Source organism: Nocardia sp. NPDC058519 (assembly GCF_042719755.1).
GTDB lineage: Bacteria > Actinomycetota > Actinomycetes > Mycobacteriales > Mycobacteriaceae > Nocardia.
In genome coordinates, this window is sequence record NZ_JBHXNK010000022.1 from 86,326 (window position 1) to 98,895 (window position 12,570).

The 12,570-nt window shown below is 68.8% G+C and carries 16 protein-coding genes; 1 reads left to right on the forward strand and 15 read right to left on the reverse strand.

What is annotated here, in order from left to right:
• Positions 1 to 66 precede the first annotated feature (66 nt).
• The gene (gene eccE, locus ACFWPK_RS23430; protein ID WP_378919065.1) at positions 67 to 1,818 is read left to right on the forward strand and encodes a type VII secretion protein EccE; all 1,752 of its coding nucleotides are present in this window, start codon (positions 67 to 69) and stop codon (positions 1,816 to 1,818) included.
• A gap of 55 nt (positions 1,819 to 1,873) precedes the next feature.
• On the opposite strand, the gene ACFWPK_RS23435 is transcribed toward eccE, so the two are convergent.
• From ACFWPK_RS23435 to ACFWPK_RS23505, 15 genes are all read right to left on the reverse strand, one after another.
• A complete protein-coding gene (locus ACFWPK_RS23435; protein ID WP_378919067.1) occupies positions 1,874 to 2,176 on the reverse strand; it encodes a type VII secretion protein EsxR in 303 nt (100 codons plus the stop codon).
• Between the two features lie 31 nt (positions 2,177 to 2,207).
• A complete protein-coding gene (locus ACFWPK_RS23440) occupies positions 2,208 to 2,540 on the reverse strand; it encodes a WXG100 family type VII secretion target (RefSeq protein ID WP_378919069.1) in 333 nt (110 codons plus the stop codon).
• 39 nt (positions 2,541 to 2,579) lie between these two features.
• Complete coding sequence (locus ACFWPK_RS23445) at positions 2,580 to 3,371, reverse strand: ESX secretion-associated protein EspG (RefSeq protein ID WP_378919071.1); 792 nt, start codon at positions 3,369 to 3,371, stop codon at positions 2,580 to 2,582.
• Positions 3,368 to 4,345 carry a PPE domain-containing protein gene (locus ACFWPK_RS23450; protein ID WP_378919072.1) on the reverse strand — a complete coding sequence of 326 codons (978 nt, stop codon included), beginning with the start codon at positions 4,343 to 4,345 and terminating at the stop codon, positions 3,368 to 3,370. Before ACFWPK_RS23450 ends, ACFWPK_RS23445 begins: the two co-directional genes overlap by 4 nt.
• Positions 4,342 to 4,647 carry a PE family protein gene (locus ACFWPK_RS23455; RefSeq protein WP_378919074.1) on the reverse strand — a complete coding sequence of 102 codons (306 nt, stop codon included), beginning with the start codon at positions 4,645 to 4,647 and terminating at the stop codon, positions 4,342 to 4,344. The genes ACFWPK_RS23450 and ACFWPK_RS23455 overlap by 4 nt, the downstream gene beginning before the upstream one ends.
• Positions 4,648 to 4,677: 30 nt before the next feature.
• Complete coding sequence (locus ACFWPK_RS23460; protein ID WP_378919076.1) at positions 4,678 to 5,949, reverse strand: hypothetical protein; 1,272 nt, start codon at positions 5,947 to 5,949, stop codon at positions 4,678 to 4,680.
• Between the two features lie 53 nt (positions 5,950 to 6,002).
• Complete coding sequence (locus tag ACFWPK_RS23465) at positions 6,003 to 6,314, reverse strand: type VII secretion target (RefSeq protein ID WP_378919078.1); 312 nt, start codon at positions 6,312 to 6,314, stop codon at positions 6,003 to 6,005.
• Positions 6,315 to 6,415: 101 nt separating this feature from the next.
• On the reverse strand, positions 6,416 to 6,712 hold the full coding sequence (locus ACFWPK_RS23470; protein WP_378919079.1) for a YbaB/EbfC family nucleoid-associated protein: 297 nt from the start codon (positions 6,710 to 6,712) through the stop codon (positions 6,416 to 6,418).
• A 25-nt stretch (positions 6,713 to 6,737) separates the two neighbouring features.
• Complete coding sequence (locus tag ACFWPK_RS23475) at positions 6,738 to 7,070, reverse strand: hypothetical protein (protein WP_378919081.1); 333 nt, start codon at positions 7,068 to 7,070, stop codon at positions 6,738 to 6,740.
• A 9-nt stretch (positions 7,071 to 7,079) separates the two neighbouring features.
• Entirely contained in the window at positions 7,080 to 7,865 is a 786-nt protein-coding gene (locus ACFWPK_RS23480; protein ID WP_378919083.1) for an ESX secretion-associated protein EspG, read from the reverse strand.
• On the reverse strand, positions 7,862 to 9,760 hold the full coding sequence (locus tag ACFWPK_RS23485) for a hypothetical protein (RefSeq protein ID WP_378919085.1): 1,899 nt from the start codon (positions 9,758 to 9,760) through the stop codon (positions 7,862 to 7,864). The genes ACFWPK_RS23480 and ACFWPK_RS23485 overlap by 4 nt, the downstream gene beginning before the upstream one ends.
• A 154-nt stretch (positions 9,761 to 9,914) precedes the next feature.
• Positions 9,915 to 10,310 carry a hypothetical protein gene (locus ACFWPK_RS23490; protein WP_378919087.1) on the reverse strand — a complete coding sequence of 132 codons (396 nt, stop codon included), beginning with the start codon at positions 10,308 to 10,310 and terminating at the stop codon, positions 9,915 to 9,917.
• The gene (locus ACFWPK_RS23495) at positions 10,307 to 11,005 is read right to left on the reverse strand and encodes a toxin-antitoxin system YwqK family antitoxin (protein ID WP_378919089.1); all 699 of its coding nucleotides are present in this window, start codon (positions 11,003 to 11,005) and stop codon (positions 10,307 to 10,309) included. Before ACFWPK_RS23495 ends, ACFWPK_RS23490 begins: the two co-directional genes overlap by 4 nt.
• Complete coding sequence (locus ACFWPK_RS23500) at positions 10,998 to 12,200, reverse strand: hypothetical protein (protein WP_378919091.1); 1,203 nt, start codon at positions 12,198 to 12,200, stop codon at positions 10,998 to 11,000. Before ACFWPK_RS23500 ends, ACFWPK_RS23495 begins: the two co-directional genes overlap by 8 nt.
• Before the next feature lie 3 nt (positions 12,201 to 12,203).
• Entirely contained in the window at positions 12,204 to 12,551 is a 348-nt protein-coding gene (locus tag ACFWPK_RS23505) for a toxin-antitoxin system YwqK family antitoxin (protein ID WP_378919092.1), read from the reverse strand.
• Positions 12,552 to 12,570: the final 19 nt, after the last annotated feature.

A 12,570-nucleotide genomic window follows, 5' to 3' on the forward strand; every position in this document is an offset into this window, starting at 1 on the left:
CGGTACCGTAAACGCCGGTGCGGGCTTCGCCGATGAAACGACGTACACCGAACAGGGACAAGCGGTTTGAACAATCAAGTGAACGCCGAGCAAACCAGCGGGGGCGGCGACGTCTACGACACCCTACGTGATCCGGAATTCTGGTTGTTCCGTGTATTGCCACTGCGGGCCCTCGTGCCCGTCGCGGTCCTGGCCGCCACGATCGCGTGGGTGGTCATCGCGCTGTGGCAATCGATCCCGGGCGCGATCGGTGGGGCCGTGGCCGTCCTGCTCATCGGGCTGACCCCGATCCGCGGGCGTGGCATCGCGATCCGCTTCGGTGGCTGGATCGCGCGCCGCGTCGGTGCCCGCTCCGAAACCCTCGACCGCGCCCCCGCTTTCGACGTGCCGCTGGCCGAAGGCGGTGGCTGTGGGGTGCGCTGGGACGGCGACCTGCTGCTCACCATGCTGCGGATCGACCCGCCGCCGGACACCCTGACACTGCTGCGCGGCGGTGCGCTCAGCGCCGATCAACTGCTGCCGCTCACCGAAATCGCCCAGTGCCTGGAGCAATTCGATATCCAGCTGGTGAGCATCGATGTGATCGCCACCGGCGCGAGGACCGCGGGCACCGGCGCCGCGGCTCAGCTGTACGACCGGATCCTCGGCCCGCTGCCCGCCGTCGCGCATCGCACCTGCTGGCTGGTGCTTCGACTCGACCCGCTCGGCAACACCGCGGCCGTCGACAAGCGCGGGGGTGGCGCGGAAGGCGCGCTGCGCACGGTGATCATCGCGACCCGCCGCGTCGCCAACCGCTTGGCCGCCCGCGACGTCCAGGCCTCGGTGCTCACCGCCACCGAGATGAACGCGGCCCTGCGTCAGCTCACCCACGGCTTCGAACCCGCCGAGGTGGCCGAGACGGCGATCGGCCTGTCCGGTCTCGGCAGGCACCTCACCCACTACCAGCTGACCGCCCCGATGATCAGCAGCGGCGGGCTGGCCGCGATCTGGGCGACGCCCTCGCTGTCGACCACTGTCACGCTGCGGCTGCATCCCGGCGGGCGGGCGGGCAGTTCCCGCGACGATCTGGCGGGCACGGTGGTGCTCAACGCCGTCGTCCGGTTCGACACCAGGGAGGAACTCGCCGAGCCACCGCTACCGGGGCTGCGTGAACTGCCCGGCAGGCAGCGCCGGATTCTGCTCGACACCCTGCCCCTCGGTGCCGCCGACGACCTCGCCGGTCGCGACGGTTACCGGGGCACCCTCGCCGCGCTCACCGATATCGCGGTGCCGACCACCGGTTGCGGTCAGCTCATCGGCGCCGACGAACGCGGCCAGGGCATCGCGGTCCCGCTGATCGGCGCGGGCACCCGCCACGTCGACGTGATCGGCAATCTCGACCTCGCCCAGCAGGTCGTGCTGCGGGCCACCGCGCTCGGCGCGCATGCCGTGGTCCACACCACCCGCCCCAATGCCTGGCAGTCGATGGTCGCCAATCTCGCGACCCCCCAACTGCTCTCGATCGCCCCGCACGCGGCCGGCGCGACCCCGCCACCCCAGCTCGGGCCCCCGCCGACACCGGAGGCGCCGTTCCCGACCACGACCGTGCTCGTCTACGACGGCATGGCGCCGACCACCCATCTCGGCGGCGCCACCATCGTCGAAGTCCGCACCACCGAACGCGAACCCGACGCCGTCGATCCCGACGTCACCCTCATCCAGGACCCGCGCTCGCCCAACCGGATCACCGTGCGCACCAGCACCGGCAGCGCCACCGTCACGATGGTCACCACGCCGGACGAGATGCACTACATCGGCGAGTCGCTGGCGGCTCGCTGATTCCAATGCCGAACGGCCCGTGCGGAATTCCACACGGGCCGTTCTTCGATGCTGCTTAAAAGTCAGCGAAGCCGTCGCCGACCTTGCCGTCGGCCTCGAGCGCGCGGTTGAGCGCGGACTCGACCTGAGCGGCGAGCGCATCAAGACGCTGGAGGGTGTCTTCGAGACCACCGTCCTTGATCAGCAGGGTGTCGTACTTGTCCTGGAAGCCGGCCTGGGCCTTCTCACCCTGGAGGTTGGCCTTGTAGTCATTCGCGGCACCTTCCAGAGCGGCGATCTCGCCCTTCATCTTGCCGCCGTAGGTCTGCAGATCGTTGAACAGTTCGTTCATCGCCGCGGGATCGTAAAGAATGGTCATGCGTCGAATCCTTTCGGTATGAGTCGGTGTACTAGAGCGAGGTGAGCGGAGCGGAGGAGGAAGCGGCGCCACCGCCACCGGTGAGACCTTCCCCGTCCATGCTCACGAGGGTGTTCTTACCCGCGCCGACCGCCTGCTCGAACAGGTCGAACCGCTTGTTGAGGTCCTCGGATTCGTCGTGCCAGGCTTTGGCCACCTTGACGAATTCGTCGGAGGCCGAGCCCTTCCAACCGCGCAGCACTGCCTGGGCGGCGCTGTCGATCTCGTTGACGGAGCTACGCAGGTTGCTGATCGTTTCCTGGAGATTGGAGACGACCTTGTCGATACCACCGGCTTCTACGCCTACTGGTCCCTGAGGGGGCATTGTCGAACCTTTCCTTCTTGATGGGTGGAGCGGAGTTGGCTAATCGGGCTGCCACCTCCCACCGGGTAGCCCCTCGAGGAGCGCACCGATGGCCTGGGTGAGGCGATGATCGGTGCCCGGCGTGATGGTGGACCACAGGCGCCCGTCAGGGGCCGTCATCGGAGCGACGACGATCCGGCCGCGCGCGGTGTCGTACACCGCGACCGCGCCTGGGGCCTGAGTGGTCAGTCCGTCGTGGTGGACGGCGGCGACGATCTCGGTGTAGCCGTGGCAGGAGCCGAAGGCCGCGCCGAGAACTGTCGCGTCGTGCGCGTCGATGCCGAGCGCGTACATCGCGTCCACGTAGTCGGAGGTGGTGTTCGCCGCGTCGAGGCGACGGGCCAGATCGTCGGCGGGCACGCTGGTTCCAGCGACCTCGGCGGGCGCGCAGTCGGGCAGCGCGGCCAGCAGCGAGCGGGCCAGTTCGGCGGCCGAGCCGTCGATGCCGCTGGTCGCGATCTCGAACTCCGGGCCGGTGCGGACCACGCTCGCGTGCCGATTCCCCCGGCGCGCCAAGCAGATCCGGCGGGTCTCGGTCGCGTGGAAGGACCGGCCGGAGAGCTCGGCGTCGGGCTGGGTGAGGATGTGCAGCGCGTCGGCCAGACCCGGCTCGACGTCACCGTATTCGTCGAAGATGCCGCGGTCGCCGAGCTCGGCGACCGCGCTGTCACGTGCGGCCTGCCAGGCTTCCATGGTGTCCTGCTGCGGCCGCACGGCCAGCACCAGCGGCAGTGTCTGCACACCCAGGCGGTCTGCGACGGCGAGCAGGGAGTCGTTGGTCAGCGTGGTCACGAGTGCCCGCCCGTCTGCGCGGTTCCGGTCTGCGGGCCCGAGCGTTCGACGGCACCGAGCACCGCGGGCGCGGCCTGGATCTCGCCCTCGGTCACGAGCTGATCGGATTCCTCGTAGGCCAGTCCGGCGCGCGGGAACCGGGGCGCTTCCTGGGCACCGCCGCCCTGCGCCATCGCGCCCGGCACCATCGGCGCCGCCTGCGCGCCCGGCGCGGCCACCGGTGTGCCCGTCGTCGCGGTCACCAACGGAGCGCTGGTCTGCGCGTAAATCGGTGCGCGATAAGCGGTTTGGACCGGTGCGGGCAACGGCGGCAGCACGATGGCACCGATCGCGCCGAGACGTCCGGCGGTCGCCGCCGCGGCGGTCGCCGTCTCGCCCGCGCTGCCGGAACGTTCGGCGATCAGGGCCGCCTCCGGCACGATCGGCGGTGCCGACACATGCAGCCACGGAGTGGCAAGCGGTTCGGTGGCGGCCTCGTAGCTGCGCATCACCCGTGAGGCGAGGGCTGTCGCCGCGTCGGCGTCGGCGTCGGTCTGAGCCGCGATCGCCTTGACCGGCGCGCCGAGAACCGCGCCGATCTGCTCGATCGCCTTCTGCATCTCGCTGATCGCCGCCAGTTCGGTGGCACCCGGCATGGCCCGCTTCGCGAGCTCGTATGCCAGGACCTGGGCGTGCATGCGGGCGGCGTTGGCGGTGGCCGCCGCGGCAGTCTCGATCAGCCACTCACGCAGCGTCGAGATCCGTTCCCACACTTCGTCACTGCGACCGGACTGCCAGGACCCACGCAGGGTCCGCAGCACCTGCTCGTAGTCGAGCACGGCCGCACCGAGGGCCGCGGCCAGCCGCGTCCAGGCGGCGGCCGAGTCGGCCATCGGGATGGGGCCCGGACCGGTGGTGAGGTCGACGGCCAGCCGCTCTGGCTCACGCGCCTCCCACACCACACCGGTGAAACCGGGCTGCGGAGGTTCGATCATCGGCTACCGAAGCCACCCGTGTTGTCGGATTCCATCTGGTCGAACTCGGCGACCTGCGCGCGCAGACCGGCGGCCAGCTTGCGCATCTCGTGCACACCGCTGTCGGTCTTGCCGACGAAGTCGTCGGCGACACCGTTGGCGGTGAGCGCCGCGCGGCCCGACACCTCGTCGGTGCCCGCGGGCGGGACCTGGAGTACGGGTGCGACGGCGGTCAGCTCGGTACCGAGCCGGTCTACCAGCGCGTCGAGGGCGTTCGCTGCCTTAGCGGCGGCGGTGGCGTCGAATTCGAAAGTGTTGCTCATGACTACTCCTGGTGGTTCGCGATACCTGGGTCAGAGACTGAGTTCTTTGTCCGGCGGCACATCGGCGCTCGCCGCCGCCTGCTGCGCGGTCGCGCCGACCACCGGTGCCGAGACACCGTCGATCTCACCGACGACCTCGTCGCCGTGATGCCCGGTGACGAGCTGGCTGTGCACCGCCTCGCTCGCGCCGTCGCTGCCCCTGGCCATGCCGGCGCCCGCACCCATCGGCATATAGCCGGGCGCGGAACCTGTTGTGCCACCGGTCGTCGTGGCACCGGAAGTGGTCGCGCCCGAGCCGGGCGCGGCACCCGCGCCCGCGCTGGTGAGCGCGCCGCGACCCTGCCACTGGCTCAGCGGTGTCGAGGTACTCGCCGCGCCGCCGCCGAAACCACCGACTCCGCCGCCGCCACCACCGAACCCGGCACCCGCGGTCTTCGCGGCGTCCTCGGTATCGGAGATCGGGGCGCCGGTCGTGGTCTTCGCATCGGAGGTGGACAGCGAACTGGTCTGTGCCGCCAGCGAAGTCAGCTTCTCGGTGACCGTGGTCGCGGTGCTGACCAGCGGCGAGATCAAACTCATCAGCTGCGAGATCGAGTCCGACCCCGACGAGCTGACCCCGGACGGCGCGTTGGTGACGTCCACCTTCTGCCCGGCCTGGGTCATCTCACCGCTGTGCCCGATGAGTTCGACCTTGGTCTCGGCCGTGATCGCCAGCCCCTCGGTGATCGCCTCGACCGTCGCCGCGACCAACGCGGCCTGCCCGACCGGGGTCGCCGCGTAGAGCGGTGCGAGTGCCAGTGTCGCCGAGTACCGCGCGATCACCGCGGCCAACTTCGCCGACCCGACCGCGACAGTGCCCGCCGCATTGCCGAGCACCGCCTTCTCCTGCGCGCTCTGCTTCGCGAGCTCGGCGCCGTCGGACTGGGCCGCGGTCGCCTTCTCGGTGGCCTGGCTCGCCGCCGCGCTCTGCCACAGCTGCATCACCGTGGTCAGCGCGGTCGAGCCGAGCGACATCATCTCCTGCAGAACCGTGCCGACATTCGACAACATGTCGGCCGGGTTGACGTTCGAGCCGTCGGAACTGGTCGTGGCACCGAGCTGGCCGGTGCCGAACGCCGAAGCGAGCTGCGTGAGCGGCTGCATCAGCGCGGTCAGATCGATGACCGGCAGCGGCGGCAGCTCCGGCAGCGCGATGAACTCTGGCAGCTGCGGCAATTGCGGCAGCCCCATCGAACCGAGCACCGCGCCGACCGGCTGGTCGAGCATCGGCGCCAACGAACTGCCGCGCAACAGTTCCAGCACGGACGGATCTGGAACCGCCCCCGTTGTAGAAAACACCCCCGGATTACTCATGGCTAGTGGATGACCGTCCCGATACCTAGTCCGGAGGCCGCGTCGGCGCCCTCATAGGTAGCGGCGGCTTGCACCGAGGTGAGCGCCGTACCGGCGTGCACCGCGGCGAGCTCGGTGACCGAGGTGAGGTGGTTGGTCTGCGCGTACGCGAACGACATCAGGAATTCCTGGCCGATCAGCCCGAACACCGGAACGACCGCGGCGACGGTGGCGGCCTGGTCGACCGCACCCGCCTGTGCGACACCGGCGGCCATCGTGGCCGACGCCCCGGCGTAGGCACGAACTGCATCGGGAACTACCGCAACATGATTCATGGCCTCGAGTCCAATCTTGAAACAGCTCTATATGTTTCGTTACTTTATCTACCCGATAACGACCGGCGCTACATGTCCCGCCGGTGAAATAAAGTAAAAACTCACGTGCCGGAGCCGTTGAACGAGGTCACCAACGCACCCCGCTCGGCATAGGCGCGGTACAGCGCGGCATGGGCCGTCTGCACCAGGACCTGCTCGAATTCCGCCGGGCTCAACCCGCGTATCGCCCCCGAGAAGTCGAGGCCGACAAGCGCGCCCGCGCCGTCGACCACCACCGTCACCGCGCCGTCCGACGAGGTCTCCTCGACGCGGATCCCGGTGGTGGCTTCCTGCAGGTCCTGCAGTCGATACAGCTGACCCTGTACCTGGGCGATGAGCTCGTCCATCGACTCGACCATGGGTCTCCCCTTCCCGTGTTTCGTCTCAGACCGAGCGTAGCCAACTCTGCGGCTCGGTGTCGTATTCCTGCTCTTCGACGATTTCCGCCGCGGCGACCTCGGCCTCGGTGGGTAAGCCGGTCGCGGCCAGCAACTTCGGATCGAAGCCGACCGCGGCCAGCTGTTCGCGCCGCGCCAGCCCGGCACGCTTCGCCGACTTCTGACACAGCCGTAACACCTCGGCCGCCAACGCAGTCGGATCCTGTTGCAGCTCGTCGGCATCCACGGTGATGCCGACCGGTAGACCCTGTTCCGTGGTTCGCACCACGATGGCACCGGTCAGCGAGGACGCGGTGAACTCGGTCGGAAACTCTTCCATCTTCCCCTCCTACGACCGATCATCCCTGATGGCTCTGACAACTTCGGCGATCTGCGCGTTGATCAGCCCGACGACCCGGCGTTTGTCCGCGCCGACGGCCACGGTGGGCGCCCCCGGCACGATGAAATAGCGACCGTCGTCGACCAGATCCCGCCAGCCCATCGACATCCGCACCACCCCGCGCGGGCCGAACCGCGACCAACCCTGTTCGATGACAACAGTTCCCGACCGACGGTCGGGCGCCTCGCGAAAGGCCGTCGCTTTATCCGAGACCTCGTCGTCGTAGTGCTGCACGAGCGAGCGGCCGTAACCGTAGTCGAACTCGGCGGCACTGGGCTCGGCCAGTTCGATCTCGCGTTCGCGGCCGCCTCCGACGGTGGGCATCAGGTCTGCGAGTACCTCACCGAGGCTGAGCGCGTCGTGCTGGGCGACCGTGAATCCGGTGGCGTCGTAGATGGTTTCACCCGGCGTCTGCCGCACCACGTATCCGGTATCACCTCGACGTACCGCCAGCAGCCGCACCGCGAGCGCGGGATCGGTGTCGGTGTCACCGCCGCCGTATCCACGCACGACCACCCGGATATCGGGGCGCACCAACACCTCGATCATGTCGTCGAGGTCGCGTCCCCACCGCTGCCTGAGCTCGGCCCACAGCTGCTTGCGCTGATACTCGCCTTCCTCGAATGTCCTCGGCGGACACCGATACACGAACGGCGCGGGCATGGTTCCCTCGTCGACCGCTTCCCAGATCGCGTCGAACTCGTGCCCCGTGAACTCCCAGGTAGGTGCCGTCACTGCTCGACGACCGGCCGTGCCACGATCGGCGCAGCACCGATCGCCTCCTCCAGGTGTTCGGTCGAGTCGAGGTAGTCGGCGCGCTTGTGTTCCTTCTGCTGGCCACCGCCCGCGCCGGCGCCGCCGCCACCCATCGGCATGCCACCCATCGGCATACCCGGGGAGGACGCGCCCGCGGCCATCCCGGCACGTGCGCCCGCGTCGGCCACGGGGATCGCGGCGCTGGCTCGGGGGAACAGCTTGGAGGCGTTGAGGTTCTGGCCCGCCGCCTTCGCGGCGCCACCACCGCCCGCGCCCGAACCGCCACCGCCGCCTTTGCTCGCCGCACCGGTCTTCTTGGCTGCCGCGGCCGCCAGTTCCGCCGGTGACAGGCCGGACAGCCCGGCCAGGCTCGACGCCGGACCGGCGGAGCTGTTCGAGCCGAGACCCGATTGCAGCGCCTGCTGCGCCGCGGCCAGGCCGGACTGCAAACCCGAAAGGCCGCTCCCGGATCCGCCGGACCCCTGGCTGCCTCCTTGATTGCCGCCGCCCTGGTTGCCGCCGCCCTTGTCGCCGCCGCCCTTGTCGCCCGGCTGCTGATCCTTCTTGTCCGGCGAGTCCTTGTCGCCCTGACCCGGCGGCTGCTTCTTGCCCGGGTCGTTGCCCTTCCGGCCTCCGCCTTGGGTCGCCCCGCCGAGGCCGTTCGTCGTCCCGCCGCCGTTGTTGTTGTTGTTGGAACCGGGGCCGGTAGGGCCACCGCCGGTGGTCGGCGGGGTGGCATCGGGGAGCTGGGCGATCACGCCCGACGTGGCGTTGACACCGGGGACGTAGACCATCCGCAGCACACCGATCGCCGCCTGGCGCTTGATCTCTTTCTGTTCCTGCTCGGGCTCCGTCACATAGAGCGACGTGGGCGCGGACCCGGTCTGCGCCATCGCCTGCGTCATGTCGAACCCCGTCGAATACAGCCATTCGGACGCGTATTCCAGCGCGACGCCGATCAGGGCGACCCGGGTGACCAGCGTGTCGTTCGCATCGGCGTAGGCCGCCATCGCGCCCTGCGCGCGGTCGGCGCCGTTCGAACCGTTCGGGCTGGTCCAATGCTCCTTGCTGGCTTCGACCTTCTTGCGCAGACCATCGAAACCCAGGTGCAGATCGCGGGCGAGTTTGCTCCAGTCCGCGGAGGCCTGGGCAACCGCGCGGGGGGTGTTGCCCTGCAGAATCGAATTGGCGATCGTCACGCACTGGTCGTAGGTGTAATGGCCGGGATCTTCGCCCTTCACCTTGCCCTTGTCGAACGCCTGGTTCTGCAGCAGCGCCGCGGGCAGGCCCCACTTGTTGCCCTCCCGGCCCTTGTTCCGGCCCAGGGTGTCGATGGGCAGGACGAAGTAGCTACCGCCGTCGGGCGTCTGGCCCGTGGGCGCGAGCAGACCGGGAATGATGGCATCCGGGTGCTGGGCCGTAGTCGACCCGCCACCGCCCGTCTTCAGGTCCGTCGGCGCGTCACGCGGACCGAGGCTGTGGGTCTTGGTCTTACTGTCCGCACGCTCCTTGCGCAGCTGTGCCATGTCGACGCCGGAGCCGGAGTCCTCACCCTTGTAATGCTCGGCGGACTTCATGAATGTGTCGCCGATATCGTCGAGGATGCCCTCGTGGTCCTTCAGAATCCCCCGCAGTTCGGCACCCTTGGCGGAGAACTGGTCGGCCAGATCCTTCGCCGACGGCAAGATGGCGGCGAACGCTGCCAGCTTGTCGATCAGGTGCAACTCCTTTGTGACGGAATTGACCTGGATCCGAGCGTCATTGGAGGCATGGACCAGATTCGTCAGCGCGCTCGGAGCGAGAAAGAGCTGGCCACCCGACGCGGCCGACTTGAGTCCCGACCACTGCTGCGCAGCTGATGGTGTCGGTGCCATGTAGGCGCCCTCCCTCTGTCGTCCAGATCACCGACGAACCAGGCGCGGCGAACCCCACCGAATCGTTCGGTTCGCACACGATTCTACTGGCGTGTCAGCGAATTCCATATGTACACAAACAAACTCGTTCGTTTACCGTTGGTCAACCCATGGCTCACCACCAAGCACGAACCGCCGCGCTCAGTTCCGGACTGCGCTCGATCGGCGTCGGCTCGTAGCCGGCCGCCCGCACGAATTCGACGAACTCGACCGGCAGCGCCAACGGTTCGCGGATCAGGTAGCGCAGCGAATCGGTGCGCCAGATCCAGGTGCCGTCGGTGTGCAGCGACGGGGCGCCCTCGATGTAGGCGCCCGGTTCGAACAGGTCGGGCAGCGATTCCATCACGTCCAGACCGCGCGCGGATTTGCGCATGTAGTCGAGGATTTCGGGGCGATCGGGTTCCAGGGCGCTGGTCAGGGCGTCGTAGATCGATGGCAGTTCGTCCCGCTCGCCCGCGTAGAGCTCCCGGAACATCGCGACCGGCGCGAGTTGCACGTCATTGCCTTTCATCGGATGAGTTTGCCCGCGTCGGAATACTCCAGCGGCTCGCTCTGGGTGCCGTCGGGGAGCCAGTTCTGCCAGGTGCCGACCGGATGTCCAGCACTGAACATGCCCGCGCTCTTGGGGGTGCCGTCGGTGTACCAAGTACGGCCGTGGCCCTCGGGACGACCGTCGAGGTAGGTGTTCACGCGCACGATCGGGGCCTCGTCATCGTCCGGGACGGATCGGGTGATCGCCTGACCTGAGTACGGAACACCCTCCACGACAACTGCATTCGTGAACTGATCGATCTCTACATCGGGCCCGTTGAGGTCGATGGCATCCGGGTCGATGCCCTTGGCCGTGCGGTCGTTGACGTGTTCGACCAGCATGCCCGTCTCGTCCCAGCGCTTGTGTGAACGCTGCTCACCGGCGAAGGTGTAGTCGTCCTCGACCGCGGGGCTGCCGTCGGGGAACCACTCCCGCCACGTTCCGATGTGGCGATTGCGGAAGTAGGCACCGCTATAGCGCTCGCCTCCACCGGGATACCAGCCTTGCCAGGTGCCCGAGCGGTCACCGTCCTTGTAGGAGCGCATCGCCGAGATGTCGCCGTCGGCGGCTCGCTCCACGACGATGCCGCTCAGTGGAAGGCCCTGGTAGGTCGCCCGGCCGGTCTGCGGGTCGATGACCAACTGTGGATCGTCGCTGGGAACGCGCTCAAGCATCGGCCGCCACCTCGGCTCGGCGCTCGGTGGTCAGTCCGGCCACGGTGAGTTGGAACCAGGCACCGTCGACATCGAAACCGGTGCCGGGGAACACCGCCGACAACAGTTCGTGGGTCATCGACGACTGCTCGGCGGCCCGGACCAGCGCCGGGATCGCGGCGAGCTGGGCGGCCGAGGCGGCGTCGCCGAGGCGGCTCGCGATGACGTCGACGACGGTCTGTGCGGACCACACGCCGGGCACGGCACCAGCGAGGTCGTCGGCGCGCGGTGAGTCACCGCGATGCCAGTGGCCGCCCTCCCACCAGTAGCAGAAGGTGAGCAGGCCGTTGGCCGCGCGGCGGTTCAGCACCACATCGGCGACCCAGCTCGGGGCACCGCGGTACAGCTGCGGGAAGGTGCCGACCCCGTTGTAGGCGGCGTCGAGTTCCGGTGCGTCCCAGACGCCGCCGGAGAGCACAGCTCGGTCACCGGGCAGCTTGCACAGTGTCGCGCCGCCGCGGCTCGTGCCCTCGAATACCAGGAACGCCGGGGCGGCGCGCGGGCCCAAGTCCGACTCGACGGCCACGAACGCGGCGGCGATCAGCGCCCACCGGCTCGTCATCTCCGGCAACGCGGGGAATTCCACATCGGGCGCCGACCTCGTCGCCACCGTGCCCGCCGCCGCGTCCGCACGGGCCTGCTCCGCCGCGAGCCGCGGGGTTCGCACCTGTCTGTCGCCATGGTTCAGGTAGGCGGCCAGCCACACCGGAAGGCGCTCACGCGGGTAGATCTCGATGTCGGTGCGGTAGACCGTCGGCGGGAAGAGCTGGTCGTCCGGGAACGGCTCGTCGCCGTAGTCGTAGTCGACGTCCATCCGGCCCTCGCTGGTCATCGAGAGCAGGTATCGCCACCACGGTCCGTCACCGAAAGAGGCTGACAGATGGCGATGTTCGCGCAACATCGCCAGGATCTCGTCGGTCGGGAACACCCGCGCGATCCGATCCTCGCCGTCACCGAACACGACGAGCGTGATCTCGGCGGCCGCCGTCATCGCGAACGACGCCTCGACCTCGACCCACCCGGGCGGCCCGAGCCGCGCCACCTCCCGCGCGATCCGATGGCTCAACGCCGTCGTCCGCTCGGCCGTATCGCCCTGCGGCGCCGCCGCGGTCGACATCGTCGCCGCCAGCGTGAAACTCACATCAGGATCGGTCACGGATCACCCTCCCTCGATCTCGTTGCCGTCTTCATCCCAGCTGCGCACGTCGTCCAGATCGCCGGTGCTGTCGAACTGCTTCTCGACGGCCAGCTGACCATTGTGATGCCAGCGGCGCCAGGTGCCGACCGGGCGACCGTGCTCGGTCCGGCCCTCCGCCATCGGTACGCCGTCGGCCCACCATTCCCGGTCCTGGCCGTGCGGGATGCCGTCGACGTAGAACGTCTGTGAGAGCAACTGCTCGCCGACCGTCGTGACCACCTCACCGGTGAACGGCTCGCCGCGGTACTCGAGCCGCAGGTCGGCACCGGTGCTGATCTCGGCCTGATCGATGTCGCTGTCGATTCTCAACGTCTGTTCGTTCCCATCC

Excerpts from the sequence above, each read along its gene's own strand:
- ACFWPK_RS23435 (WP_378919067.1), bottom strand. The coding sequence starts at position 2,176 with ATGACCATTCTTTACGATCCCGCGGCGATGAACGAACTGTTCAACGAT.
- ACFWPK_RS23440 (WP_378919069.1), bottom strand. The coding sequence starts at position 2,540 with ATGCCCCCTCAGGGACCAGTAGGCGTAGAAGCCGGTGGTATCGACAAG.
- ACFWPK_RS23450 (WP_378919072.1), bottom strand. The coding sequence starts at position 4,345 with ATGATCGAACCTCCGCAGCCCGGTTTCACCGGTGTGGTGTGGGAGGCG.
- ACFWPK_RS23455 (WP_378919074.1), bottom strand. The coding sequence starts at position 4,647 with ATGAGCAACACTTTCGAATTCGACGCCACCGCCGCCGCTAAGGCAGCG.
- ACFWPK_RS23465 (WP_378919078.1), bottom strand. The coding sequence starts at position 6,314 with ATGAATCATGTTGCGGTAGTTCCCGATGCAGTTCGTGCCTACGCCGGG.
- ACFWPK_RS23470 (WP_378919079.1), bottom strand. The coding sequence starts at position 6,712 with ATGGTCGAGTCGATGGACGAGCTCATCGCCCAGGTACAGGGTCAGCTG.
- ACFWPK_RS23475 (WP_378919081.1), bottom strand. The coding sequence starts at position 7,070 with ATGGAAGAGTTTCCGACCGAGTTCACCGCGTCCTCGCTGACCGGTGCC.
- ACFWPK_RS23485 (WP_378919085.1), bottom strand. The coding sequence starts at position 9,760 with ATGGCACCGACACCATCAGCTGCGCAGCAGTGGTCGGGACTCAAGTCG.
- ACFWPK_RS23490 (WP_378919087.1), bottom strand. The coding sequence starts at position 10,310 with ATGAAAGGCAATGACGTGCAACTCGCGCCGGTCGCGATGTTCCGGGAG.
- ACFWPK_RS23495 (WP_378919089.1), bottom strand. The coding sequence starts at position 11,005 with ATGCTTGAGCGCGTTCCCAGCGACGATCCACAGTTGGTCATCGACCCG.